General features: G+C 37.1%; 23 protein-coding genes. 18 read left to right on the top strand and 5 right to left on the bottom strand.

Translation table 11 applies throughout. The annotated features are described in order from the left end of the window. On the bottom strand, nt 1-1,116 hold the full coding sequence (gene hemW, locus RIB54_RS20835; RefSeq protein WP_350102796.1) for a radical SAM family heme chaperone HemW: 1,116 nt from the start codon (nt 1,114-1,116) through the stop codon (nt 1-3). Between hemW and RIB54_RS20830 the strand changes: the two genes are divergently transcribed. The 8 genes from RIB54_RS20830 (at nt 1,054) to porN (ending at nt 10,605) form a co-directional block, all read left to right on the top strand. Beyond that, complete coding sequence (locus tag RIB54_RS20830; protein WP_350102795.1) at nt 1,054-2,865, top strand: POTRA domain-containing protein; 1,812 nt, start codon at nt 1,054-1,056, stop codon at nt 2,863-2,865. The genes hemW and RIB54_RS20830 overlap by 63 nt on opposite strands. A 26-nt stretch (nt 2,866-2,891) precedes the next feature. Further along, nucleotides 2,892-4,016, top strand: coding sequence for a DUF4271 domain-containing protein (locus RIB54_RS20825; protein WP_350102793.1), 1,125 nt, complete (start codon nt 2,892-2,894; stop codon nt 4,014-4,016). Nucleotides 4,017-4,042: 26 nt separating this feature from the next. After that, nucleotides 4,043-4,819, top strand: coding sequence for a uroporphyrinogen-III synthase (locus RIB54_RS20820; protein ID WP_350068967.1), 777 nt, complete (start codon nt 4,043-4,045; stop codon nt 4,817-4,819). A gap of 115 nt (nt 4,820-4,934) precedes the next feature. Continuing rightward, on the top strand, nt 4,935-5,897 hold the full coding sequence (locus RIB54_RS20815) for a PorP/SprF family type IX secretion system membrane protein (protein WP_350068964.1): 963 nt from the start codon (nt 4,935-4,937) through the stop codon (nt 5,895-5,897). Nucleotides 5,898-6,085: 188 nt separating this feature from the next. Further along, the gene (gene porK / locus RIB54_RS20810; protein WP_350068961.1) at nt 6,086-7,162 is read left to right on the top strand and encodes a T9SS ring complex lipoprotein PorK/GldK; all 1,077 of its coding nucleotides are present in this window, start codon (nt 6,086-6,088) and stop codon (nt 7,160-7,162) included. Nucleotides 7,163-7,223: 61 nt separating this feature from the next. Further along, on the top strand, nt 7,224-8,060 hold the full coding sequence (gene porL, locus RIB54_RS20805; protein WP_350068958.1) for a type IX secretion system motor protein PorL/GldL: 837 nt from the start codon (nt 7,224-7,226) through the stop codon (nt 8,058-8,060). A 50-nt stretch (nt 8,061-8,110) separates the two neighbouring features. After that, on the top strand, nt 8,111-9,697 hold the full coding sequence (gene porM, locus RIB54_RS20800) for a type IX secretion system motor protein PorM/GldM (RefSeq protein WP_350102792.1): 1,587 nt from the start codon (nt 8,111-8,113) through the stop codon (nt 9,695-9,697). Between the two features lie 5 nt (nt 9,698-9,702). After that, nucleotides 9,703-10,605 (top strand): type IX secretion system ring subunit PorN/GldN, encoded by a 903-nt coding sequence (porN, locus tag RIB54_RS20795; protein WP_350068952.1) that lies wholly within the window; start codon nt 9,703-9,705, stop codon nt 10,603-10,605. A gap of 32 nt (nt 10,606-10,637) precedes the next feature. Here the strand turns inward: porN and uvrC are convergent, their stop codons facing one another. Genes uvrC through porW form a run of 3 tightly spaced genes read right to left on the bottom strand, consistent with a single transcriptional unit; the run spans nt 10,638 to nt 17,250 of the window. Then, a complete protein-coding gene (uvrC, locus tag RIB54_RS20790; protein WP_350102790.1) occupies nt 10,638-12,434 on the bottom strand; it encodes an excinuclease ABC subunit UvrC in 1,797 nt (598 codons plus the stop codon). Continuing rightward, entirely contained in the window at nt 12,435-14,732 is a 2,298-nt protein-coding gene (locus RIB54_RS20785; protein WP_350068946.1) for a penicillin-binding protein 1A, read from the bottom strand. Continuing rightward, nucleotides 14,719-17,250 carry a type IX secretion system periplasmic lipoprotein PorW/SprE gene (gene porW, locus RIB54_RS20780; RefSeq protein WP_350102788.1) on the bottom strand — a complete coding sequence of 844 codons (2,532 nt, stop codon included), beginning with the start codon at nt 17,248-17,250 and terminating at the stop codon, nt 14,719-14,721. Before porW ends, RIB54_RS20785 begins: the two co-directional genes overlap by 14 nt. A 158-nt stretch (nt 17,251-17,408) precedes the next feature. Here porW and RIB54_RS20775 point away from each other — a divergent pair, with 158 nt between their 5' ends. The 10 genes from RIB54_RS20775 (at nt 17,409) to atpG (ending at nt 24,335) form a co-directional block, all read left to right on the top strand. Continuing rightward, nucleotides 17,409-18,278, top strand: coding sequence for a M23 family metallopeptidase (locus RIB54_RS20775; protein ID WP_350102787.1), 870 nt, complete (start codon nt 17,409-17,411; stop codon nt 18,276-18,278). An 11-nt stretch (nt 18,279-18,289) separates the two neighbouring features. Continuing rightward, a complete protein-coding gene (locus RIB54_RS20770; protein ID WP_155179777.1) occupies nt 18,290-18,724 on the top strand; it encodes a bactofilin family protein in 435 nt (144 codons plus the stop codon). Then, nucleotides 18,675-18,917 (top strand): AtpZ/AtpI family protein, encoded by a 243-nt coding sequence (locus tag RIB54_RS20765; protein WP_350102785.1) that lies wholly within the window; start codon nt 18,675-18,677, stop codon nt 18,915-18,917. Before RIB54_RS20770 ends, RIB54_RS20765 begins: the two co-directional genes overlap by 50 nt. Further along, nucleotides 18,910-19,299 (top strand): DUF6168 family protein, encoded by a 390-nt coding sequence (locus RIB54_RS20760; RefSeq protein WP_350102784.1) that lies wholly within the window; start codon nt 18,910-18,912, stop codon nt 19,297-19,299. The genes RIB54_RS20765 and RIB54_RS20760 overlap by 8 nt, the downstream gene beginning before the upstream one ends. 83 nt (nt 19,300-19,382) lie before the next feature. Next, nucleotides 19,383-20,474 (top strand): F0F1 ATP synthase subunit A, encoded by a 1,092-nt coding sequence (gene atpB / locus RIB54_RS20755; RefSeq protein WP_350102782.1) that lies wholly within the window; start codon nt 19,383-19,385, stop codon nt 20,472-20,474. 38 nt (nt 20,475-20,512) lie between these two features. Continuing rightward, nucleotides 20,513-20,701 carry an ATP synthase F0 subunit C gene (gene atpE / locus RIB54_RS20750; protein WP_155187116.1) on the top strand — a complete coding sequence of 63 codons (189 nt, stop codon included), beginning with the start codon at nt 20,513-20,515 and terminating at the stop codon, nt 20,699-20,701. A gap of 68 nt (nt 20,702-20,769) precedes the next feature. Continuing rightward, nucleotides 20,770-21,270 carry a F0F1 ATP synthase subunit B gene (locus RIB54_RS20745; protein WP_350066027.1) on the top strand — a complete coding sequence of 167 codons (501 nt, stop codon included), beginning with the start codon at nt 20,770-20,772 and terminating at the stop codon, nt 21,268-21,270. Nucleotides 21,271-21,273: 3 nt separating this feature from the next. Beyond that, the gene (gene atpH, locus RIB54_RS20740) at nt 21,274-21,834 is read left to right on the top strand and encodes an ATP synthase F1 subunit delta (RefSeq protein WP_350102781.1); all 561 of its coding nucleotides are present in this window, start codon (nt 21,274-21,276) and stop codon (nt 21,832-21,834) included. Nucleotides 21,835-21,851: 17 nt separating this feature from the next. Continuing rightward, complete coding sequence (gene atpA / locus RIB54_RS20735; protein WP_350066031.1) at nt 21,852-23,426, top strand: F0F1 ATP synthase subunit alpha; 1,575 nt, start codon at nt 21,852-21,854, stop codon at nt 23,424-23,426. Between the two features lie 36 nt (nt 23,427-23,462). Then, a complete protein-coding gene (atpG, locus tag RIB54_RS20730; RefSeq protein WP_350066033.1) occupies nt 23,463-24,335 on the top strand; it encodes an ATP synthase F1 subunit gamma in 873 nt (290 codons plus the stop codon). A gap of 53 nt (nt 24,336-24,388) precedes the next feature. On the opposite strand, the gene RIB54_RS20725 is transcribed toward atpG, so the two are convergent. Then, complete coding sequence (locus RIB54_RS20725) at nt 24,389-25,795, bottom strand: carboxypeptidase-like regulatory domain-containing protein (protein WP_350102780.1); 1,407 nt, start codon at nt 25,793-25,795, stop codon at nt 24,389-24,391. Nucleotides 25,796-25,813: the final 18 nt, after the last annotated feature.

Raw genomic sequence — 25,813 nt, 5'->3', positions numbered from 1 at the left:
TTAGTCAATTATAAACAGATCAGAAGATATTTTATCAGCAAGTAGTTTCCCTGTAGTAGTTAATATTAAATTATTCTTTTCGGTAAAGGCAAGCTCATTAGCTAATAGTGAGTTGATATAATCAGTGTCATTTAGGTAGCCAAGTCCTGCTAACTTTTCAAGATCAATCCCCCATTTGGTTCTTATGGCAGTTAATATATAGTCATTGATGATATCATTTTTTGATAAATGCTCAATATCAAAAGGTATAATACCTTCAGCTAATGAATTGATATATTTTTGATTATTACGAATGTTATACTGTCTGCTTTCCAGGTTATAAGAGTGCGCGCCCGGGCCAGCTCCTAAATAGGGTTTCTGCTGCCAGTAGGAAGTGTTGTGAGTAGAATAAAAACTATCTCGGCAAAAGTTAGAAACTTCATACTGCTCAAAACCATGTTGGCTGAGCACGCTTATCATAGTATCAAATTGCGCTGCCGCATAGTCATCTTCAACGGGCTTTAGTTGTCCTTTTTTTGCCCATTTCCCAAAGGCAGTCTGAGGCTCAATGGTTAGGCAGTAGGCAGAAATATGTTCTGGATTCATGGCAGTTACTTTATCCAAATCCTCTAGCCATTTTTTGTGATCCCGATTCGGAATTCCATAAATAAGGTCAATACTGATGTTTTCGAAGCCAGCATTTCTGGCATTTTCCATACAATCTAAGGCCTGTACTCGGTTGTGCGCCCGATTTAGAAATTTCAAAACTTCGTCATCAAATGACTGGATCCCTATACTCAACCTGTTTATTCCAATTGATTTTAGAGCATCCAATTGACTAAAAGAAAGGTCATCCGGGTTGGCTTCCAATGTTATTTCTGGCTCGGTTGTTACATTATAGTTAGTCGAGACTGTTTCTAATATGTCATTAAGCTCTGAGGCTTCTAATATTGAGGGTGTGCCACCACCAAAGTATATAGTTTGTACAGGTTCATTTAAGTAATTCCTTTGAAGTACTAATTCCTGCTTGATAGCCTCAATCATCAGTTGCTTATTTTTTAAATTAGTACTGAAGTGAAAGTCACAATAATGACACGCCTGCTTACAAAAAGGAATATGAATATATATACCTGCCAAGTGATTACATTTGGGTTGACTTCAAAAATACTTCAATTCTTGCCAAAGCATTTCCTTTTGATATTATTGTTTCTCCTAAATGCCGGGTTAATAAGTGGCCAGCAAAATATTATTCATTTTTTGGGCAAGGATGCTCAGTTCGCAAAAGATATTGAAAACGTAAAGACAATTGAGGATTCATCCAGATTGGTTTATGAACTGAATAGGATCATTCAATCTTATCGTACCAATGGTAATTTATTGGCCAGTTACAATATAAAAAGAAATACAACGGGTTTTGAGGTAATGATTAACCCTGGGGCCAGATATAGCTGGGCTGAATTAAAGAAAGGCAATGTGCCGGAGCTCATTTTATCAAAATCAGGTTTTCGGCAGCGGTTCTTCACAGACAAACCTATTAGAGTAACTGAACTAAACAAATTGTTTAAACGCGTATTGGGTGAAAGTCAGAATGCGGGACTTCCTTTTACCGCTATTAAGCTAGATTCGGTGCAAATACACTCTGATAAAATATCGGCTGTTTTAAATTATTATTCTGGTCCTGAAATTCGTTTTGATTCTATTTCAATCAGAGGCACTCAGAAAGTAAAAAAATCATGGCTTTCAGCTTATTTGGGTATCAGGCAAGGTGAGCTTTTCAACCAAAAAAAAGTAGATGAAATTGGTTTACGAATATCCGAACTTACATTTCTTAATCTTGAGTCAGTACCCGTTGTCACATTTCAAAATGAAGAAGCAACTGTTCATCTGGAGATTTCTGATGTAAAATCAAACTATATAGATGGTATTGTAGGGTTTCTGCCCAATGAGCAAGAGGATGGACGGCTGTTGATTACAGGTCAGTTGGATTTGTCTCTGGATAATATTTTTAGTTCTGGAAAAAGGTTAGGACTTCAATGGCAAAGCTTAAAGGCCAGATCACAGACTTTGGAAGTAGAATATTTCCAACCTAACATTCTCAAGTCAGCCATTAACTTTGAAGCGAGTTTCAATCTGCTGAAAGAGGACACCATGTTTCTTAATCGTGAAGCCGAGTTGGGCTTTAATATGAAACAGGCTAAAGGTTCTTTATCTATTTTCTATAGGAACAGGAATATGTCTGTTTTAACCAATGAAGTTGTAGATAATGACCTGGCGGATATTAATTTGGACTATTATGGATTAAGATACCGATACAATAAATGGCCCATCAGGGGTTTGAAGAAGCGTGGTTTGGGTTTTCAATCAGAAGTGGCAATAGGTAATAAGGCAATTGGAGAAAACAGGAATCTTGATGCCGGTATTAAAGATGCCGTAGAAGAAAAAAGTATTCAATATTTAGTTAAAGCTAGAATTACAAACTCTCTTTGGCTTGGCAAGTATTTTGTGCTATATAATGGGATATCCTATTCAAGGATATTTAATGATTATCTGTTTAAGAACGACCTGATGAGGGTTGGGGGATTAAAAACAATCAGGGGGTTTAATGAAAATTTCTTTTTTGCCTCTGAAGCAGCAATTTCAAACATGGAATTGCAACTTCACTTCCAAAGCAACTCTTACATATTCATGTTTTATGATCAGGCGTTTCTAACTAATTCAATATTAGAATTAATCAAAGAAGATCAACCATTGGGCATAGGCGTAGGTCTTGCCTTGCAAATGAATACCGGGCAGCTTAACCTGGCTTATGCGCTTGGGAAATCTTCAGATCAGGAGCTGGATTTAAATCTCTCCAAATTTCATTTCGGTTATGTAGCCAGATTCTGATAACTTAGAAGCCAAATTAGCAGCCATTGAGAGTTTTTTTTTACATTATCATTTTAATAATCTTTTCTGGAGGTGCTTTTGCCCAGACCGATACTGTTTTGGTTAAAGACTTCAGCAATGAATGGTATTTTTTTGATGGCAACAAACAACTGCCTCTTGTTAGAAAATCGGACTTTAAAGGGAATATTGTTACACTAAGTATTGATAAGCGTGATTATGAAGATGCCTTATTATCAATTCAATCATCGCAGGAGATTTCTCTTTTTGTTAACGGAAGTTTGATAGATGTTTTTTCTGATAAGATAATTCTTGATTTTCAAGAACTAGGAGGGGAATATGACATAGTATCTCTTTCTATTTATTCAAAAACACTAAATCCTTATCTCTTATCAACGGGGGCATACAGGGTCATTAATGGTAATTTGGATCCATTAAAAGACGATGTTGTTGTTGTCAACCCCAGGTCAAGTGACACCTTTTTTAATTTCTTGATTTCTTCTTTGGTTGTTTTAGGTATTTTCTTTGCCATATTAATGAACAGATTTCCGAAAGTTATGTCTGAGTATTTTAGGCTTTCCAGAGCCATTTCCCCAAGAGAGCTAGATGAAAACTTATTAAAAAGCAGGCCATTGGTGGCTAGTAACATGTTTGTTTATGCTTTTCTCAGTTTGGTAATAGCGTTTAATGTTCTGGGGCTAGTGAATATTTCTGGGGCACTGCCTCAAATGGAGATATTTCACCCATCCACTTTTGGTCAGGCCATATTGTCATGGTTGCAAATATCGGTGCTTGTATTTGGAGCCATTTTTTTGAAACTCATTGTAGTGGGTTATTTCGCCAGTCTGTATAGTTTACAAGGCTTTATAAATAGTCATTTTTACAATTTTACCAGACTACTTCTAATGATTGCCTGCTTTGTGCTGTTGCTAATTACATTTTTCCAGCTTGGGGGTTTTCATCTCGATGCTGCTACATATTACAATATGTATATCGCTGCTATATTTTCACTTACACTACTCTCAGTTATTATTTACCTTAAATTATTGAGCTCAGCGCCTTTTAAAAATCTACATTTATTTTCATACCTTTGCGCCACAGAATTGATCCCTTTTGTAATAATTCTGAGTTTAGGAATAAATAAATCATTCTAACAACAGGTAAATCGTTGATTGCTGATATGACAGATCAAGTGAAAGAGAGGATGCGCGAAGTTAAGAGTATCCTGGTTTCTCAACCAAAACCACAAGACGAAAACTCACCTTACTTTAAACTAGCCGAAAAATACAATCTAAAGGTAGACTTTAGACCATTTATTCAGGTTGACCCGGTTTCTATTAAGGAGTTTAGGAAACAGAAAATTGATATACTTAATCATACTGCTGTAATTTTTACCAGTAGGAATGCCGTAGATCATTTTTTTAGTATTTGTCAGGAGCTAAAAATAGAAATGCCTGCAGATATGAAATACTTCTGTATTTCAGAGCAGACAGCTAATTATCTTCAGAAGTACATAATTATCAGGAAGAGAAAAATCTTCACAGGTCATCGTACTGCTGAAGATTTGATCGAAATTCTTAAAAAACATAAGAATGAAAAGTATTTGTTTCCATGTTCTGATATCAGAAAAGAGGACATACCGGAATTCTTGAATATTAATGGTTTTAAATACTCTGAAGCCATCATATATAGAACTGTGGCCAGTGACTTAAGTGATCTGGAGAATGTTTATTATGATATTCTTGCCTTTTTTAGTCCCTCAGGAATTAACTCACTTTTGGTGAACTTCCCTGATTTTAAACAGAATGTTACCAGGATTGCGGCCTTTGGACCAACAACTGCTAAGGCGGTAAGAGATGCCGGTTTAGAACTTGATATAGAAGCTCCTTTGCCAAATGCTCCGTCTATGACGGGTGCTATTGAGCTTTATATAAAAAAGGCAAATGGTTTGAAATAATGTAATTCGTGTTACTATTTTTTTAGTTTAACTTTAATTTTTTGCCTTTTAAAGCTAACCATTTGAATCTATTGTCAAAAAAACCTTATATTTAAGACTGCTTTTGACTTTGTATATGCGCAAGTTTATTTTTTACATATGGTTAGGAGCCATTTTTTTTAACGCTCAGCATGCGTTGGCTCAACAAGATGCACAGTTCTCATACTATATGAAGAACATGTTGTATTATAATCCAGCTTTTGCCGGATCTGAAGGAATTACCCAAATAACACTTCTTCATAGGACTCAGTGGGCAGGTTATGCTTCTACATTTGATGATGGAGGTGCTCCTCAAACTCAGGTGTTTAGTGTCACTACTCCTATATATAAGTTTAGAAGTGGCTTTGGAGCTCATATAGTTAATGACAATCTGGGGCCGTTGAATAACCTTGAAGTTCAAATGTCTTATGCTTATCATTTGGGCATTAAGAATTCTAAGCTAAGCTTTGGGTTTAGAGCAGGGGTTTTTTCTCAGTCCATAGACTATGATCAGTACAGGGCAATCCAGCCTGATGATCCTGCCCTGATTGACAAAAATGGTAAGGAATCTCAGGTAAGGCCTGATATGGCACTCGGTGTTTACTTTAGGTCAGAGAAGTATTATGCTGGAGCATCATTTAATCACGTATTAAAGTCTGAGTTTGATTTTGGAGTAAATAATGTTAGAAACGCTCTTGAAAATCATGCCTATCTAACTTTAGGATACATACATAATGTTAATTTTGATTTAAAGCTTTCTCCATCCATGTTAGTGCAAACTGACTTTAATGAATACAGTTTTATTATCGGTGGTTTGGCTTATTATAAAGATACTATGTGGGGAGGCGCATCTTTTAGACAAGGTGATGATGTGAATATTTTGTTGGGATACAATTTTTTGAAGGATAAGTCGTTGAGCTTTGGCTATTCCTTCGGTTATGTAATCAAGGATCAGGATGCGAAACAGGCCACAACACATGAAGTGTTGTTAAGTTATCAATTGCCTGTTAACCCTGGAACTGGTAAGAAGGTAGTACGAACTCCAAGGTTCAGACATTAACAAATGAAAAATTTTGGATTTAGTAATAAATTATACAATTTGTAAAATAAATTTTAAAAATTCGAAGACTGAAAAACCTTAATCAAAGATTTTAAATAGATTTTTTTTTATATATTTCCACTTTGAAATTTGAACTAAACTTGTTGGCTTTAACTGAATGGTAGTTAAAGGATTAAAGATAAAGTGTTATGCGTATACTAATTAGGAGATTCTTCTATTCGTTGGTGTTGTTATCATCAGCATTATTGGGGGGTTGCGGTCTTCTCGGCCTAGGTGGCGGAGGTGGTGGTGACCAAGGGGAGTTGGTAGGTGTGCCTGGCCGTGAAGGTTGGGTGATGGTGCAGCCATATGGAATGATGCCAATACCTGCAGGTACCTTTCACATGGGTCAGGCAGATGAAGATCCTGCTTCAACACAAATAAACTTCAACAAACAGATTACTATCGGCCAGTTTTATATGGACGATACCGAAATCACTAATAATGAGTACCGTCAATTTATTGATTTATTGATGCAGGACTCTATAAGTGTATTAGGAGAAGACAAAATCATGGCAGACTATTATCCTGACACTACTGTATGGGTTAAGGATTTTGCTCACCATATGGGTGATCCTGTTATGGACTATTACTACTGGCATCCTGGTTATGATGATTATCCTGTTGTAGGTGTTGATTGGGAAGCTGCGGTTTATTTCTCAAAATGGAGAACTGCTTATTGGGCTGACTATAGAAGAAGTGTTGGAGAAGTTCCAATGCCGTCTTTCCGTCTGCCTAACGAAGCCGAATGGGAATATGCTGCAAGAGGAGGAAGGGATATGGCCAAGTATCCTTGGGGTAATCCATACATAAGAAATTCTAAAGGTTGTATGTTAGCTAACTTCAAGCCAGGAAGAGGTAACTTCTATGATGATGGTTTTGCTTATGCTGCGCCTGTAGCTTCATACTTTGCCAATGACTATGGATTGTATGATATGGCAGGAAACGTTTCTGAGTGGTGTCTTGATGATTTCAATCCAGCATCTGTTCCATTAGTATGGGACTTAAATCCACAGTATATTGAGAAGAGAACTGACCCTAACCACCCTAAATACAATCCTGACATTATACCTAAGAAGGTTATAAGAGGAGGGTCATGGAAAGATGTGGCTTATTATTTAGAGACAGGAACAAGAACATTCGAATTTAAAGATTCAACTAGAGCATATATAGGATTCAGAAATGCTATGACTCACTTGGGTAGATCATCAGGAGCTGAATTTTAAATTTGATTTTATCAACCAATTAGATTAAACTTAACTAGTATTAAATTAAAACCTTAAGACAATGAGTAAAAAGAAAGGCGGATTTGCAGAACTTATGTATAAGACCATTATGCCTAAGGTATATGGTATAGGTGCTGCCGTTGTAATTATCGGTGCATTATTTAAAATACTTCACCTTCCTGGTGCCAATGAAATGCTTATGATTGGTTTATCTGTGGAAGCTGGAATTTTCTTCCTAAGTGCATTTGAACCACCACACGCAGAACCAGATTGGTCAAAAGTATATCCTGAACTAGCAGAAGACTATGATGGACCTACTGCTGCACCAAGAATTTCAAATAAAGCTGCCTCTGGTGCTTCACCAACCCAAGAGATTGACAAAATGTTGGAAAAAGCAAAAATTGGCCCTGAATTGATCGATAGCCTTGGAAAAGGTATGAGAAATATGGCTGATTCAGCTTCTAAAATGTCAAATCTGGCAGACGCTGCAGTTGCCACTAACGATTACGCTAAGAATGTAAAAACCGCCTCTCAATCATTGTTAGAAATGAATAAATCATATGCTACTACTGCTAACGCAATGGTGGAAATGGCAAATGCATCTAAAGACGCTAAAGAATATCACTCTCAAATTCAAAACGTTACCAAAAATCTTGGTGCATTGAATGCTGTTTACGAAATGGAGTTAAAAGATTCTGACAGCCACGTGAAAGCTATGAACAAGTTCTACACGAATATGGCTCAGGCTCTTGAAGGAATGACAAGTGCAGGTGAAAACACCAAGCGTTTTGCCAACGAGTTGGATAAACTTACTGGTAATTTAACATCTCTTAATAATGTATATGGCAATATGCTAACTGCAATGAGAGGTGGATCTCCAAACCAGCCTAAAGGTTAAGGTTTGTTTATTAGAAATTATGATTTATTCATTAATAAAATTTAAATAGAATGGCAGGCGGAAAAGAAACCCCGAGACAGAAGATGATCGGAATGATGTATCTGGTGCTAACTGCCTTGTTAGCATTACAGGTAAGTAATTCCGTTCTCGAGAAATTCGTTTTTATTGACGAGGCTTTACAAATGCAAGGCGCAGAAATCGTTGAGAAGAATGTAGGCCTTGTTTCAGCAATATCCTCAGAAGTTGAGAAAAAAGGTAACAGACCTGATGATAAGAAGGCTCTGGACAAGGCTAAGCAAGTTCGTGAAATGACGGCTGAGCTTAAGAAGTACATGAATGGCCTTCGTGACCAATTCGTTGAGATTACCGGAGGAAAGGACGAGAATGGACAGTTAGTTGGTGCTAAAGACGATGAAATCGTTAGTAGCTTTATGGTAACACAGGGTAACGGAGCTGAATTAAAGAAAAAGTTGAATGAATATTCCAAGAAGTTAGGTGAATTGACTGGCGATGCTTTTACGCCTTTGGCAAGGGATGCTAAGGATATAGATATTGCTAAAAATGATCCTGATCAGCAGAATAAAACTTTCGAAGATTATTACTTTATGAAGACACCGACTGCTGCTGGTATGGCTACCATTAGTCACCTAGAGACTGAGGTGTTAAATTATGAATCGAGAGCACTCAGTGATTTAGCTGAGCAAGTAGGAGCAAAAGATGTAGAATTTGATCAAATTGTTCCTTTGGTAAGACCAGCTTCTAATACTGTTGCAGCAGGTGCTAAATTTGAAGCAGAATTGTTTATTACAGCATCTGCCTCTGGCCTTAATCCTACATTTATGTATGATAATAAGGAAGTAGAAGCTAGTGCGAATGAGGCAGGTATCAAGTATGGTAAAATAGAATTTACAGCTACTGCTGGTAACTATGATTCGAAAACTTTGACTGCAGAAAAAAGTTTTGAAGCTGAAATTGAATTAAATGACTCTACTTACAAGATTACCCACAAATATTTCGTTGTAAAACCAGTAATTCAGGTTAGATCTGCAGCTTTATCTGCACTTTATATGAATTGTGGTAATGAGCTTGATGTTCAGGTTCCTGCCCTAGGTACAAACTATAATCCTTCATTCTCTTCTGGAGATGCTTCTATTGTAAAAGGTAACAGAGCAGGATTGATAACAGTAGTGCCTAAAGGAAGAAGCAAAGTTAAGTTAACGGTTAGCAATGCTGGGAGTACACTTGGAACGGAGACCTTTGATGTTAAAAAGGTGCCACCACCAAATATTAAGATTACTAACAGAGGTAGGGAAGTTGACTTTGAAAAAGGTGTAAGTGGCGGTGCTTTAACAGAGGTTAGAGTGGCAGCAGAGGCTGAGGAAAACTTTGCCAGAGAAGTGCCTAATGATGCTAGATACAGAGTATCCAGGGTTGAAGTTAAATTGGCAAGAGCTGGACGACAGATTAAAGTGGAGAATTTTTCATCTGAAACCGTTAATCTTACCTCATGGAGAAGTCAGTTCAGACCTGGTGATCAGTTGATTATTAAAGTAGAGAATGTTACTCGCAGAACTTATACTGGTGAGAATGAAAGAGTAAAACCTTTGACTACTATATATAGTATTCCAATTAACTAATAAGAATGATGTTTAAGTTGAAGAATTGTTTGTTGGTTTTAATGGCAAGTTTCTTGTCAATGCCTGCGTGGGCTCAGTTGGGAGATGTAGAACAATACAATCCGAACTCGATAGATCCTATTGCAAGGTATGAGCACCTTTTCAAAAGAAGAGTGTGGAGAAATATTGACCTTAAAGAGAAGCAAAATAAAGGTTTTTTTGCTCGCGGTGGTGAGATTACGTTATTTCTGCTTAATGCTGTTAAATCAGGAGAAATAAGCGAGATATATGTAAACGATTCTTTAAAAACAAAAATGACTAAAGATGACTTTATGAAGTCATTGGTTCAATTGGAAGGTCAGGAATTCCCTGCATGGGAAAATGGAGCTACATATTACGAAGGTGATAGAGTTTCTTACAACGGCATGGTTTATACAGCCATATTTGATGAGGTTTACTCTACTCCTGATAATCCGGATGATTGGGAGCCAAACCCAGGAGCTGGAGCTGCTGTTAATTATCTTCCAAGGGATATAAGTAAGATGAGAATTATGGAGGATGTAATCTTTGATAGAAGAAGATCAAGATTGTATCATCAAATTCAATCGATTCAATTATTTATTCCTGGTGATAAAACAGCAGATGGTGTAGAAAAGCCTTTGGGAGTATTTAAGTACAAAGAATTGTACAATGTATTTAAAGACCACCCTGAATCAGCTATTTGGATAAACAGGTATAATAGCGCTGAAAACAAGAATTTTGCTGACGCATTTACTTTGAGGTTATTTAGAGCGTCACTGTTTAAGTTTGAAAACCCAGATGATGATCCGATCATTGATATGTATAAAAACCGTAAGGAGGCTGTAATGGCATCTGAATGGTGGGAAATGCAATTAATGGAAAAGGAACACAATTTATGGGAGTACTAATAGCTCTCAAAGTAATATAACATAAAGGAGGCTTAGGCCTCCTTTTTTTGTTTTAAGTATTTCCAGATTTTATTCGCTTTACTGGCTCCAACTACTTCCGTTAGGGCTTCTTTGTTGGCCATTTTAAGTTTCTTTACCGATTTGAATTTAGATATAAGCTGCTCGTAAGTTTTTTGCCCTATACCTTCAATATTTGTTAGTTCATTTGTAATGCTTGATTTACTTCTTTTATTCCTGTGGAAAGTAATAGCGAATCTATGGGCTTCGTCCCGAAGACGCTGAAGCAGCATAAGAGAAGAAGATTTTTTACTTATGTGTAATGGGTGTTGATCTTCGGGGTAATATATTTCTTCTAGTTTTTTGGCAATTCCAATGATGGGTATTTTACCATATAGGTTAATAGCTTTAAGCGCCTCACAGGCGCTACTTAATTGCCCTTTACCACCATCAATAACAATGAGTTGGGGTAGAGGCTGATTTTCTTCAACCAGCCTCTTATATCGCCTGCCCACAACTTCTTTCATTGAGGAAAAATCGTCAGGGCCAATGACTGTTTTAATATTGTAGTGCCTGTAATCCTTTTTTGATGGCTTGCCGTTTTTAAAACAAACCATTGATGCCACCGGGTTAGTGCCTTGAATGTTACTATTGTCGAAACATTCAATGTGTTTTGGTAGTTCTGATAATCTTAAATCCTTTTTTAGCTGCTCTAGAATCAGGATGGATTTATCATGTATAGGTTTACTTAAAATCTTGTTCTTTTTAAATTCAAGTGCATTTCTCAATGAAAGTTTCACAAGCTTGTTTTTATCTCCTATCTGAGGAACGCTTGCCGTTATATCACCAATTGTAAAGGGTATATTGCTGTATATTTCCTTTTTAATTTCTCCTTCTTCTCTTAGCAGGTTGAATGCTACTGTTTCAAGTATCTGCTCGTCTGACTCGTCAAGCGCTCTTTTAATTTCATAGGTCTGAGCTGTGGTTATAGCACCATTGTGAATACTAAGAAAATTAATGAATGCATTTTTTTCATCAGAAACTATTGAGAATACTGAGATGTTGGAAAGCTTGGGATTTACTACTGTAGACCTAGATTGAAATTTTTCCAACAGATCAATCTTTTCCTTTACCGATTGCGCTTTTTCAAATTGAAGATCACCAGCATAGGTATTCATTGCTTCGGCAAAATGATTTTTAACAACAGAGAGGTTACCCTTCAATATGTTTCTTGCACTGCTGATATCTTGGTTATAGCTGTCTTCTGTTTGAAGTCCCTCGCATGGGCCGAGGCAATTTCCAATATGATACTCTAAGCAGACTTTAAAATCTCCATTGTTGATTTTATTTTCTGATAAGTTAAGCTTACAAGTTCTGATTGTATAAAGTTTTCTGATCAGTTCGAGAACATTATTCATGGCAACAACACTCGAATATGGGCCAAAAAATTCACCCTTGGATTTATTTAATTTTCTGGTGGTAATGATTCTTGGAAATCGTTCGTTGACAACACAGATATAGGGAAATGTTTTATCATCCTTAAGGAGAATATTGTACTTAGGTTGTTCTTCCTTGATTATATTATTTTCTAAAAGGAGGGCATCAAATTCACTACTAACTATAGTGAAGTCAAAATACCTGATTTCACTAACTAGCTTAAGGGTTTTCCTATTGATGTTAGAGCTCTTATTAAAGTAGCTGGCAACTCTTTTCTTAAGGCTTTTCGCCTTACCAACATATATTAACTTCTGAGCCTCATTAAAGAATTTATAAACCCCTGGTGAGTTAGGAAGAATGTTTTTCTGGTTAAGATTATAACCTGAGAATTTCATTTAGTTTATGCTATTCGGATCCCAGGCAGGTTCTTCAACAACGGTACTGTCCGAATTAACGGTGCCATATCTACTGCAATCCAAAGCAACATCTATTCCTCCCGGGGGCTGCTGAAACTTACCCTTTTCATAACCCAAAGTAGGGTCACTATAAACACTGCGCATATATTGATCCCAGATGGGGCGCGCTGTTTTTGATCCCTGCCCTAAAGACCAATTTCTAAAATGAATACTCCTTTCGTCACCGCCTACCCACACTCCTGATACCAAGTCTTTAGTTACACCCATGTACCAGCCATCCGAGGCGTTGTTCGTTGTTCCTGTCTTACCTCCAATCTCATTGTCAATTTTCAATTCCATGCTTAGGCCTTGGGAACTTCCACCCTGCTCTTCTACTCCACCTCTAAGCATATACAGCATTTTATAGGCCGTTTGAGGGCTTATCGCTTGTTTTGTTTTAGGAACAAAATTTTCGATGACATTGCCATTTTTATCTTCAATTCTGCTGATATAATACGGCTTAGTCGATATCCCCATGTTGGCAAAGGTGCTATATGCACCAACCAATTCGAAAATAGATACGTCATTTACACCTAAACACAAAGAGGGAACGGCTTCTAACTCACTCTCGATACCTACCCGATGTGCAAAGTCTACTACATTTTGTGGTTGAATTTGTTGCATTAAAAAGGCCGTCACAGTATTTACAGATCTTGCCAGTCCTTGTCTGATGGTCATTAATTCACCAGAGCCATAAGTACCATCATGATTAGGTGGCGACCATGTCGGAGGATCACCCACAACCTGAAATGTTACCATAGCATCAGGAACTTCATAGCAAGGTGGGTATCCATTTTCAACAGCAGCGCCATATACAAAGGGTTTGAATGTTGAGCCTGGCTGACGCTTACCCTGTCTTACGTGATCATACTTGAAATACTTGTGATTAATACCGCCTACCCATGCTTTTATATGTCCTGAGTGCGGATCCATAGACATCATACCCGTATGCAGGAAATGTTTGTAATATTTTACAGAATCTAGCGGACTTAGGACAGTATCAATCTCACCCTCCCAGGAAAACACAGTCATTTTTCGAGGTAGGTTCATAACAATTTTTATGGAGTCATTTCCTGCACCATATTTTTTAACAAGTGCCCTGTAATGTTCAGAGCTTTTAAAGCGGTTTTCCAGAAAATCAGGAATTTCCCTCCCTTGTAGATCGCGCCATGGATTTTGACCTTTCCAATGCTCATTAAATACTTTTTGAAGATCGGCCATGTGCTTTTCAACGGCTTCCTCTGCATATTTTTGCATTCGACTGTCTATGGTTGTATAGATTTTCAAACCATCTTCATATAAGTCATACCCGTGTTCTCTTGCCCATAATGTCAGTTCAGTTTTTATCATTGACCTAAAGTAGGTGGCAAGACCCGTATTATGATTTGAAACGCCATAGGAAGAAAGGTCAATAGGCAATTGTTTTAAGGAGTCTAGCTCGGTTTTATCAATATGGCCATGACGATAAATTTTATTCAACACCTGATTTCTTTTGGCTATCGATCTGTCATAATTATAGACTGGGCTGAAGGCTGTTGTGCCTTGCAGCAGTCCAATGATTACGGCAGATTCCTGATAGTTCAGGCTATCAGTGGTTTTAGCAAAAAATGTCTCAGCAGCTGTTTTTATACCAAATGCATTGCTACCAAAAGATACAGTATTAAGATACATTGCCAGGATTTCTTTCTTTGTAAAGTTTTTTTCCAAGCGGGCAGCAATTATCCATTCTTTTGTTTTGATAATGATTTGCTTGAGACCTGGCACATTATACAATAGGCCTTCATTTTCTGACATTGTGTTGAAAAGATTTTCTGCCAACTGCATAGTTATAGTACTGCCACCACCAGCATATTGAAAAGTGAGCACCCCCGCTACAGCTCGCAGAAGTCCTTGTAAGTCTATACCAGAATGTGTTTCAAATCTATGATCTTCTGAGGCCAATAAAGTGTTTACTAATTGTGGTGACAATTCCTCATACAAAGCCTGACTCCTATTATATCTATAGTATCTTCCAAGCGAAACACCATCAGAAGAAATCAACTCAGAAGACAGGTCATTTTCAGGGTTTTCTAACGACTTAAGGCTCGGCATACCACCATAAAGGCCTCCTAAATCAATGCTCACAGTAAAAATATAGAGAGGCAATACTATTAACCCAGTAATGGCCAGTATCCATATAGCCTTAAATGCTATTTTAATTTTAGAATTTGGTTTACCTAGCTTTTCAATTAATTCCATTGATATAGTTTTTTTCAAAAAACTTTAAATAGGCTTCAAGGTCTTTACTTTGATAAAAGATATTGAAGTTGTCTTTTGTTATTACAAATTTATAAAACTTTGAGTTGCGTTTAGCTTCATCTATTGGATCAGATTTTACAAAATCTGAATAATACTCAAAGGCGTCAATCTTATTTTCAAAATCAGAGATCAAAATCATAGCCAAATCGTCATTCAAAATTAAATTACTGGTTTTTAAATTTAGCCCTGCATGCTTAGCATTGTAATTGTCAATAGATTGGCTGACGGCATCAGTTAATCCTGATTCTAGCTCATATATATATACTAAATAGTGCGACTGTTCCAGATATTTTACATACTCGGTCCCTAAGCGCTTGCGCTTGCGTTCAAGAAAACTTCTTGATGCTGCCAATAGTTCCTCAGCATATGGAGCCACTTCACTGTCAGGGTTATTTTTAATAAATTCAGACAGTTGATATTGATACAGATTAATATCTTCAGTTTTACCTGTAACCAGGATTTTTAGAAGCTTTAGTCGTGATGTAAAAACAGTCTCTTCATAGTTGCTCAGAGCATCATTTAGAATATATAATGTAGTATCATAATTCTCTTGGCTGAAATATCCATAGGCTTTCTCATAGATTTTCTTTAGCTTCTCATTTGTAGCTGTACTTTCCTCTGTATAGTTAGGGTTAGCTATTAACTTAGCATAAACAGTATTTGGGAAGTCATTTAGCAGTGCGTCTTTGTAAATATTATATTCCTCATTACTTAGTTCCTTATATATGAGGTAGAGCTGATACAAGGCTTCTGGTTTATTTTCTGTTTCTGGAAATCTTGTAATTAAAGTCTTAAAAGCATCTGCTGCATTCGCATCTTCGTCAAGATCATATTTGTAAATATTGCCTAGAGCATAGTAAGCTGCTTCTATTTTATTTAGTGACTCTTGTTTGGCTTCCTCTGAAAATGGAATTTCTCGATATAAAGCATTCAAATTGGCTCCGGCATCAATATTTTCGGAGGTCTGGCTATTGGCCACATCTGTATTTTCCTCTACTTCTGCTGAGGTGTTGTTTACATTAAGGGATTGGACTGATTCTTTAATTGATCTTCGCCAGTTATCTTCCAATGGCCTCTCACCCCAGATTCTCTTAAATTCTGATTGACCCAGCGCTACTGCGGACGGATTTCCAAAATACCATCCAGTGGAACTAATACCTGAATTACTGTTAAAGGCTGAGGCCTGGGTTCTTCTGGCTTTTCTTTCCTCCTTCTTTTGTAGCGCTTTTCTTTTTTCCGCCTGCTCGTCAAGGTAGTTATTCAATTTGGCTGTTATAGACGCTGAATCTAATGTTGATAGTCTCAAAATACTATCCTGAACTTCAATTGTTTTGAGGTTTTTAACAAACTCTCCGAGCACTTGCTGTCGGGCTTTTATGGCATTTATATTTTCGAAATCCTGAGGCAGAGCCTGAATGGCACTATCATAGTAAGCTTGCGCCAACTCATACCTTTTTAAGGTATCATAATACACCTCGCCAAGTCTTAAATAAGATTGTCCTTTTTGCCTTTGATTGCCAACGCTACTGGCTATAGATGACTCAAAGTTGTCAATGGCTTTATTGCGGTTTCCTTGTTTTAATTCAAATTCTGCCATTTCAAAATAGATTTTGTCTTTGAACTCTTTGTTTTTGGAGTCTTTGAGAAGGCTATTCAATACTTTTCTTGCAGCTCTCACATCACTTGATTTACCAAGTTCGGTCACCTGAGCCATATTTAACCGTGTGTAGAAATCCAGTTCATACTCAGGGTTGCTGGCAAGGCATTTGCGATAATAGTTAAAGGCTTCTGCATCAAAGCCGAGCTCCTGATAAATCTGCCCAATAATGAAATATATTCTACCCTTGCCATCCTTTCTTTTAAGTAGTGGAGCGGCTAATACCAGATTGGCCACCATTTTATCAAAATCTTCCTTCACTTGATAGTGATGAGCCTGATTTAAATATAAAAGCTTTTGATTTTGCTTATTGAGTTTTTCTTTTTTGATGTAATCCTCAACAGCGACAGCATTTTCAAATTCCTGATAGTCTACAAACGTTCTTAGCAATCTTATTAGCGCCTCATGCCTGGCGTTATCATCTTCGCTTTCGGTGTTTACGAATTTGAATGTCTCTATAGCATTCACATAGTCAAGACTGTACAGGCGTGCCCTTCCAATAAATATGTAACTATCGTCTACCCACTTACTGTTTTTGTGTCTTTGGATAGCAATGGAAGCTTTTTTTATGCAGTCATCTATTTTGTCCTGATAGGTGGTGGCAAGGGTGCTGTCAATTTCAGGATATATTCTTAAAATGTTATTGTAGTCGTTATCAATATTCTCTTTTAGAATAGCTTCGATCTCTTTAATTCTCTTTTTGGCATAGAAATATGCATTATACCGTGCGGTAGTATTATGATATGTTTTGCTTAAAATATTCTTACGCTCTGCTGAGCAACCGTCCAACAAGAGAGCCATTAAAATGGCCACTGAAAAAAATAAAAATTGTCTTAAATGTAACAAGAGGACCTGTTTTCGTTTAACCTGTAATGAAACGTAAAAAAAGGCATATTTAATACAATAATAGTTTATAATATCTATTTTTGCCGTCCTTCAAATTTAAATAAACATTCAATTTGAAAGCTAGAAAGACACTTTCGAGCTGGTTAGTCAACAGGTATCTGCTAATTATCAGGAATGAAGAAAACTTCGCAGAAAAGACTACATTCAGCTTTACATACGCTAAGGTAATATTACTGACCGTTACGGTATTTATACTATTAATGGCACTAAGTTTATTTTTGGTAAAGACACTATTAGCTCAGTGGTTTGATCCGCGCCATGCTCAAATGGAAGCGAACAAAAAGCTATATGAGCTTGCTGTTAAAATGGATTCCCTCTCTCAGGAAGTTGAGGAAAAAGATAATTTTATAATGAATTTTCAGCGTGTGCTCAGAGGAGATACTTCTGATGTATATGATAATTATGAAAATTCGGCACCTACCAATGACCAAACCATAACGGCTGCTGTAGATGTCAATAAACTGTCCCCAATAGATTCGCAGTTCAGGCAGGAATTTGAACAGACAGACCTATCGCTACTTAACTTTAACTCAGCTTCCTATAATGAGCTTCAGGAGATATTTTTCTTCTCTCCAATCTCAGGATTTGTATCTGCGCCATATAGAGTAAAGGAGGGACACTTTGGTGTTGATATTGTTGCAAAGAAAAACGAGCCTGTAAAATGTGTGGCTGATGGCACCGTTATAATGGCATCATGGACACAGGATTCTGGCTATGTAATAGCTATTCAACATCGTGGCAACCTGATTTCCGTATATAAGCATAATGCTGAATTATTGAAAAAAGTTGGTAATTTTGTGAATGCCGGTGAGATTATTTCCATTATTGGGAATACAGGAGAACTTACTGATGGCCCGCACCTACATTTTGAGTTGTGGTCTAATGGAAACTCAGTGAATCCGGAAGAATTTGTAACCTTTTAAATTTAAATATAATGTTTGCCTCAAAAGAAGATCATAAAGTAGCCGAAGAGATAAGCAATTCAAGCAATATCATAGGAAAGGGCACCATACTGGAAGGTAATATTGAAACTTTCGGAAATATAAGAATAGAAGGTAAGGTAATTGGCAATATAAAAACTAAGTCAAAGGTAGCTTTAGGTCAGTCATCTCATGTTGAAGGTAACATACTGGCACAAAATGCTGAGGTAGCAGGCGAGGTAAAAGGTAAAATTGAGGTTACGGATATTTTAATACTTAAGCCTACAGCCGTTATTCATGGTGATATTATTACAAACAAGATCATTGTCGAATCAGGAGCTACATTTAATGGAGGTTGTAAAATGGGTGTCTCACAAAAGGAAATTAAAATAGGAGACAATGGCCAAAGCAACACCACCCTCAGACCCCAAGGAGTCAAAGCGGTATAATTCGATAATTAAATACTCCGGGCTTGCCCTCCAAATGGGAATCACCATTTATTTAGGGAGCTTGCTTGGAGAGTATTTGGATGATCGCTTTCAAAACGAGGCTTCACTATATAGTAAGGTAATCACACTATTAGCAGTTTTTCTTTCTATTTTTTCTGTAATTAGGCAAGTACTTAAAGATAGTAATGATTAAAAGGTTTATTTTTTTATCCCTTATCGTCAGTTTGATTTCAATACCACTTTATCTTGGTCATCAATATATATTAAAGAGTGCATCAATTGAGTTGAGCTACAATTTACTAGACACCTATCTCTTTTTTTTATTGGCTTATATAATGGTTACTAAGGCTATTGAGCTGGTAAATAAACTTGCACCTGTATATACCGGCATGGCCTACATGTGGTCATTTGTGATTAAACTCATACTATTTGGAGTGCTGTTTTATTCTAAGTTATTTGAGAAAGAGGCGCTGCCATATGAAGATAGGTTGTCAATAATAGCACCCATGTTGATCTACATTTTATTTGAAGTGCTATATTGCGTGAAGGTTATTAAATTAACTGAGCATTCTTAGTCTTAAAACAGCCTAATAAAATCTTATTTAGTAATGAGGTTTTAGATTTTATTTTTAATTTTGCGGCTGAATTTGGATAGGATATGTTAAGAACTTCTTTTTCGATCGCACTCGTAAGTATTTTCGCACTGTTAACACCCAAGTTTTCTTATGCTTCGGAAGGTGTTGAAAAACATGATGAAACGGCTCAAGTAGATACCCCCGAGGAGATTAACGAGTACATTCAGCATCACTTGAAAGACTCACATGATTTCACCTTGTTTTCTTATGGCAGTGAGCCTAGAAAGCATTTTGGGTTTCCGCTACCAGTGATCTTTATAGATGAAGGGCTGCACATGTTCATGTCTTCTAAATTTCATCATGGAGAATCTGTGGCTGAATCTCAAGGAAAGCACTATGCCATATACCATGGTAAAATCTACAGAACTAATGAAGCTGGTGATATTAACTTAGATGAAGCCGGGCATGCAACCAATGTTAAGCCGCTGGATATCTCCATATCAAAAAATGTTGTAGGGATGTTATTGGCGGGTCTGCTATTGATTTTGGGATTTAGATCACTTGCTAATAGTTATAAAAAGGGTCCTTTACCAACAGGTGTAGGCAGAGTACTAGAACCATTAGTAATTTATGTTCGAGACGAAATAGCAAAACCAAATATTGGAGAGAAGAGATATAAGGATTTTTCAGGGTTTCTTTTAACGGTATTCTTTTACATCTGGTTGTTAAACCTTATGGGAATGACTCCTCTTGGTTTTAACGTAACAGGTAATATTGCAATAACAGTTTGTTTGGCATTGTTCACCTTTTTCATTGTTCAGTTTAGTGGTAACAAAAGTTACTGGGTGCACATATTTTGGATGCCAGGTGTACCGATTATTATGAAAATAATATTAATGCCTGTAGAAGTGTTAGGAATGTTAACCAAGCCATTCTCATTATTAATACGTCTTTTTGCTAACATGACAGCGGGTCACTTTGTTGTTATGAGTTTGATAGCATTAACTATAACTTTGAAGGCGCAGTTTGGAGTAGTGGCTTCAACAGGTATGTCATTTGTATTAGCGTTTTTTATTAGCATGATTGAATTACTAGTTGCATTCCTTCAGGCCTATATTTTCACGATGTTGTCAGCGCTATTCATTGGAATGGCAGTGGCTGATGATCATCATTAATTTTGGAACTTTTGTTTAATTAATATAAATCAAATTTTATGTACAATTTAATTGGAGCGGGTTTAATCGTTATCGGAGCTGGTCTTGGATTAGGCCAAATCGGTGGTAAGGCAATGGAAGGTATTTCCAGACAGCCAGAAGCAACAGGTAAGATTCAAACTGCGATGATCATTATTGCGGCATTATTAGAAGGACTAGCCTTCGCTGCATTGATCTTAGGTAAATAATCCTGTGAGATGTTATTCATGGCGATAGGCCTTGAATAACATCTCTTATTAAACAAAAAACTAAACAAATGGAGCAATTAATAAACGACTTCTCACCGGGCTTGTTCATCATGCAAACGGTGATCTTCTTAATACTACTTTTCATTTTAGTAAAAGTAGCCTGGAAGCCTATTTTAAACTCAATTAGAGTACGAGAAGACTCTATAAAGGATGCTTTAGAAGCAGCTGAGAAAGCTAAAGAAGAAATGGCTAAGCTTCAGTCTGACAACCAGAAGCTATTGGAAGAAGCCAGAAGGGAACGAGATGTTATCCTTAAGGATGCCAGGGAAATAGCAGCAGGCCTTCAGGAAGAAGCAAAAGCCGAAGCTAACAAGCAAGCTGAAAAGATGATTGCTGATGCTAAAATGGCTATTAATACTGAAAAGCAAGCAGCTATGGCTGAAGTTAAAACTCAGGTGGCCACTTTATCCCTTCAAATCACTGAGAAGCTTCTTAGAAAATCTTTGGAGTCAGATAAAGCCCAAAAAGATTTGATAAACGAGTTTGTTAAAGATTTAAAACTCAACTAAGCAATGTCAGAATTAAGAGTAGCATCGAGATATGCCAAGTCATTATTAGAACTAGCTGCTGAGCAAGGTGTACTTGAAGAAGTACATGCTGACATGGTGAGTTTTCATAAGGTATGTACTGATAGTCGTGATTTTTATTTAATGCTTAAAAATCCAATTATCAAGCATGATAAAAAGCTTGCCATACTTAATGCCATATTCAAAGGCAAGGTACATAAGCTCACTCTGGCTATATTCGATATAATAACAAGAAAGAACAGAGAGTCTATATTAGATGCAATATCTAAAGAGTTTCACCTACAGTACAACATTCATAAAGGTATTGAGGTTGCCCGAGTAGTTTCGGCTGTTCCTCTTGATAAGGACATCAAAGCTAAAATTGAAGCAATTGTTTCTAAGATATCATCTTTTAATAAGGTAGAGCTGGAAGAGAAAGTAGATAAAGACCTTATCGGTGGTTATATACTTACTGTTGGAGACAGGCAAATCGATGATTCAATAAAAAGTAAGCTTAAGGCCCTAGAGCTTGAGTTTACTCACAATCCATATATAAAAGAATTTTAATTTAAGACAATATAAAAATGGCAGACGTAAGACCAGATGAAGTTTCAGCAATACTAAGAGAACAACTCTCAGGTGCTAAAACTGAAGCCGAACTAGAAGAAATTGGAACCGTACTTGAGGTTGGTGATGGAGTAGCAAGGATCTATGGACTATCAAAAGCACAGTCAGGTGAGCTTTTGGAGTTTGAGAACGGTTTGAAAGCCCTTGTACTTAACCTTGAAGAAGACAATGTGGGTGCCGTACTTTTGGGTGAGTCAAAAGGAATTAAAGAAGGTGACACTGTAAAGAGAACCGGAAGAATTGCTTCGGTTAATGTAGGTGAGGGTATGGTTGGCCGTGTGGTTGATACCTTGGGTAACCCAATTGACGGAAAGGGGCCAATCGAAGGCGAAACTTTCGAAATGCCATTGGAAAGAAAGGCTCCTGGAGTTATTTATCGTCAGCCTGTAAACGAGCCACTTCAAACTGGTATCAAGGCAATTGACTCAATGATTCCAATTGGAAGAGGACAAAGAGAGTTGATCATTGGTGATAGACAAACTGGTAAAACAGCAGTGGCTATCGATACTATTATCAACCAAAAAGAATTTTATGATAGAGGCGAGCCTGTATTCTGTATCTATGTAGCTGTTGCGCAAAAGGCATCTACTGTAGCTAACGTGGTTGCTTCTTTAGAGAAAGCTGGCGCTATGGCTTATACAGTTGTGGTTGCTGCTTCAGCTTCTGATCCTGCTCCTATGCAGTTCTTTGCTCCATTTACTGGTGCAGCTGTTGGTGAGTTCTTCAGGGATACAGGAAGACCTGCTTTGGTAATCTATGATGATTTATCAAAACAAGCGGTAGCTTACCGTGAGGTATCACTTCTATTAAGAAGACCTCCGGGACGTGAGGCATACCCTGGTGACGTATTCTATCTTCACTCAAGATTATTAGAAAGAGCAGCTAAAATAACTACCAGTCAAGAAATTGCTGAGCAAATGAATGACTTACCTGAATCTTTGAAAGGTAAAGTTAAAGGTGGTGGATCATTAACAGCTCTTCCAATTATTGAAACTCAGGCGGGTGACGTTTCTGCTTATATCCCGACAAACGTAATTTCTATTACTGACGGACAGATATTCTTGGAGACTAACCTTTTCAACTCTGGTATCAGACCTGCAATTAACGTTGGTATTTCTGTATCCCGAGTTGGAGGTAATGCGCAAATTAAATCAATGAAAAAGGTTGCTGGTACATTGAAGCTTGACCAAGCTCAATTCCGTGAATTGGAAGCTTTTGCTAAGTTTGGTTCTGACCTTGATGCGGCTACTAAATTGACTATTGAAAGAGGTAGAAGAAACCTTGAAATATTGAAGCAAGCGCAGTTTTCTCCAGTGCCGGTGGAGGAGCAAGTAGCCATTATCTTTGTGTCTACTAAAGGTATGATGGATAATGTGCCAGTTGAGAAAGTAAAGGAGTTTGAAAGAAATTTCCTTGATACTTTAAGATCTAAGCACAGAGATGCATTGGATTCATTAAAGGCAGGAAAGCTTGAAGATAGCGTTACAGATGTTTTGGCAGCTGTAGCAAAAGAACATTCGAATCATTATTAAGATTTTAGTGTAAAATCACTATTTAAATAGCGCTAAATGGCAAGTTTAAAAGAAGTAAAAAGTAGAATACAATCAGTAACATCAACACAGCAGATAACCAAAGCTATGAAGATGGTTGCTGCTGCTAAGTTGAGAAGAGCACAGGATAACATCACCCAGATGAGACCTTATGCTGCTAAATTGGCTGGCTTACTTCAAAACCTATCTGCACAGAATGATGGTGAAAGCTCTAGTGAGTACACTGAAGTTAGAGATGTGGAGAAGGTATTAATAATGGTTGTTACTTCTGATAAAGGCCTTTGCGGAGCTTTTAACAGTAATGTGTTTAAGGCTACCAATAAGCACATTCAGGATAATTATAAGAAACAATCTGAAAGTGGTAATGTAGATATCATGCCTTTGGGTAAAAAGGCTTTAGACTATTTCACAAAGAGAAATTATAGTGTAATCCCTGATTTCTGGAATATGTTTATGCCTGTGTCTTTTGAAGCTAGTGCGGCTGCTGCTGAATTTGCTATGAAAGCTTTTGCCAAAGGACAGTATGATAAAGTAGAAATTGTTTATAATGAGTTCAAAAATGTGGCAACACAAATTATGAATGTGGAACAGTTTTTACCTGTATTACCGCCAGAATCAAGCAGTGAATTTTCAACAGATTATATATTCCAGCCTAACAGAGAAGAAATAGTGACTGAATTGATACCAAAATCTCTAAAGATTCAGGTGTTCAAGGCTATTTTGGATTCTAATGCTGCAGAGCACGGAGCAAGGATGACAGCCATGGATCAGGCAACTGATAATGCTGGGGAGTTGTTGAAAGAGCTTAAATTAACCTATAACAGAACACGTCAAGCAGCAATTACAAAAGAGATTTTGGAGATTGTTGGTGGAGCAGAAGCTTTAGGATAATAGCTGATATACTATTTGTAAAAGCCCATCTGCCATTTGGCTGATGGGCTTTTTTATTGGCCGTTTTTCTTAAACTGCTCTTCTAGAGGTATGTTTTTTTGAAGTTGTCTTTGTGCCGCCTTGAGATAAGAGTTCATTAATGTTTTATTAAAATCCTTCCAGAATCTTGGGTTGTAAGGCATATGGTAATTCCTTACATTTTTGTTTTCCTGCATTAATTCTGAGCGTCTGATTTTTTGATATTTATCTCTATGATCAAATACCTGGGTAATCAATAGCTGCCTGTATTTGTAATAATTGTTCTTATCGGGGTCTAATTTGCGACCATTGTATTCAGTATTGGTAAAATCGAGTTCAGTTGACCCTGAGGCACGCATTTGCTCATAGGCTATTCTGCTGGCCTTTTGGCGGTCGCCTCCAGTCATTGAAGAATGTGAAGTAATAAGATGGGGGTACCATTTGCCGTGGTATTGTTTATATTTTATTGAGAGTTTTCCATAATTTCGTCCATCCACGGTGTAACTGACATTTCCTTTAACGTCTTTATCGGTTTTCGTTACTTCTTTTGGAGCACTACTGCGCGTCATTTCAATTAGTGCATAATCATCAGTTCTAATAAACATTTGACTGTATTCCATAACTTTCTTTACTGAATTCAACTCCACTGTCTTATGATTGTAAAAGAAGGATATACAGTAAACCAAATGATTATCATAATAGGCCATACTATCTAAGAGAAAATCAAAATTCTCTACCATACTTTCGTTAAAGTAAGGGAAGATGAAAAAACTCCATTGACTACCTTTTGCATCTATATAGTCGCGATTGAACATAGACATTAGGTCATTATGTCTCACAAGTGTGTCATAATGTATGTCAAGGCTATCCATTTCTCTCAAATCATCACTTTTGCGAAGTGCATCCAGTCGGAAACTTTTCTCATCCCGCTTGTGATAGCCTTTGTCATCTGCCGTAAATGCCGCTTCCGTTAACGTTACATACTCCTTATCATTTCTAATTAATTCCCGGTAGAAACCCTTCAATTGGTATTTCTTATTTGTATAATTTACGCTCCTGGCGTTTAAGGCTTTTCTTACAATATTCTTAGCATTTTCATCTCTGGCATTTACTTCAACCTCCTTCATTTGCACATAGTGATATTCTAATTTGATAATTAGGTTATTATGATCACTTATTTGGGAGAGTCTTACCTTATAAGTCTTATGAGAAATGGCAGATACTTGCAGCTCGCTACTGTCTGGCGCTTGAGATATAATTAATTCAAAGTAGCCTTGCTCATTTGAAGCAGTGCCAATTTGAGTGTTAGCAATTCCAATATTGGCGTAGCTCACAGGGTTGTTGTCTTCATCTAATATCTGTCCTTTAATTACATTAATCTGGGCCGATGTAGGAACGAGTGAAGAAAAGAAGAGTAAAACTAAGGGTAGAATTTTCTTCATTATCATGAAATTATAAAC

Source organism: Fulvivirga sp. (genome assembly GCF_040218215.1).
In the GTDB taxonomy this organism is placed as follows: Bacteria; Bacteroidota; Bacteroidia; order Cytophagales; family Cyclobacteriaceae; genus Fulvivirga.
This window is presented reverse-complemented; position numbering and strand designations above follow the sequence as displayed.

Excerpts from the sequence above, each read along its gene's own strand:
- RIB54_RS20820 (WP_350068967.1), top strand. The coding sequence starts at position 4,043 with ATGACAGATCAAGTGAAAGAGAGGATGCGCGAAGTTAAGAGTATCCTG.
- RIB54_RS20815 (WP_350068964.1), top strand. The coding sequence starts at position 4,935 with ATGCGCAAGTTTATTTTTTACATATGGTTAGGAGCCATTTTTTTTAAC.
- porK (WP_350068961.1), top strand. The coding sequence starts at position 6,086 with ATGCGTATACTAATTAGGAGATTCTTCTATTCGTTGGTGTTGTTATCA.
- porL (WP_350068958.1), top strand. The coding sequence starts at position 7,224 with ATGAGTAAAAAGAAAGGCGGATTTGCAGAACTTATGTATAAGACCATT.
- porM (WP_350102792.1), top strand. The coding sequence starts at position 8,111 with ATGGCAGGCGGAAAAGAAACCCCGAGACAGAAGATGATCGGAATGATG.
- porN (WP_350068952.1), top strand. The coding sequence starts at position 9,703 with ATGATGTTTAAGTTGAAGAATTGTTTGTTGGTTTTAATGGCAAGTTTC.
- uvrC (WP_350102790.1), bottom strand. The coding sequence starts at position 12,434 with ATGAAATTCTCAGGTTATAATCTTAACCAGAAAAACATTCTTCCTAAC.
- RIB54_RS20785 (WP_350068946.1), bottom strand. The coding sequence starts at position 14,732 with ATGGAATTAATTGAAAAGCTAGGTAAACCAAATTCTAAAATTAAAATA.
- porW (WP_350102788.1), bottom strand. The coding sequence starts at position 17,250 with ATGGCTCTCTTGTTGGACGGTTGCTCAGCAGAGCGTAAGAATATTTTA.
- RIB54_RS20770 (WP_155179777.1), top strand. The coding sequence starts at position 18,290 with ATGTTTGCCTCAAAAGAAGATCATAAAGTAGCCGAAGAGATAAGCAAT.
- RIB54_RS20765 (WP_350102785.1), top strand. The coding sequence starts at position 18,675 with ATGGCCAAAGCAACACCACCCTCAGACCCCAAGGAGTCAAAGCGGTAT.
- RIB54_RS20760 (WP_350102784.1), top strand. The coding sequence starts at position 18,910 with ATGATTAAAAGGTTTATTTTTTTATCCCTTATCGTCAGTTTGATTTCA.
- atpB (WP_350102782.1), top strand. The coding sequence starts at position 19,383 with ATGTTAAGAACTTCTTTTTCGATCGCACTCGTAAGTATTTTCGCACTG.
- atpE (WP_155187116.1), top strand. The coding sequence starts at position 20,513 with ATGTACAATTTAATTGGAGCGGGTTTAATCGTTATCGGAGCTGGTCTT.
- RIB54_RS20745 (WP_350066027.1), top strand. The coding sequence starts at position 20,770 with ATGGAGCAATTAATAAACGACTTCTCACCGGGCTTGTTCATCATGCAA.
- atpH (WP_350102781.1), top strand. The coding sequence starts at position 21,274 with ATGTCAGAATTAAGAGTAGCATCGAGATATGCCAAGTCATTATTAGAA.
- atpA (WP_350066031.1), top strand. The coding sequence starts at position 21,852 with ATGGCAGACGTAAGACCAGATGAAGTTTCAGCAATACTAAGAGAACAA.
- atpG (WP_350066033.1), top strand. The coding sequence starts at position 23,463 with ATGGCAAGTTTAAAAGAAGTAAAAAGTAGAATACAATCAGTAACATCA.
- RIB54_RS20725 (WP_350102780.1), bottom strand. The coding sequence starts at position 25,795 with ATGAAGAAAATTCTACCCTTAGTTTTACTCTTCTTTTCTTCACTCGTT.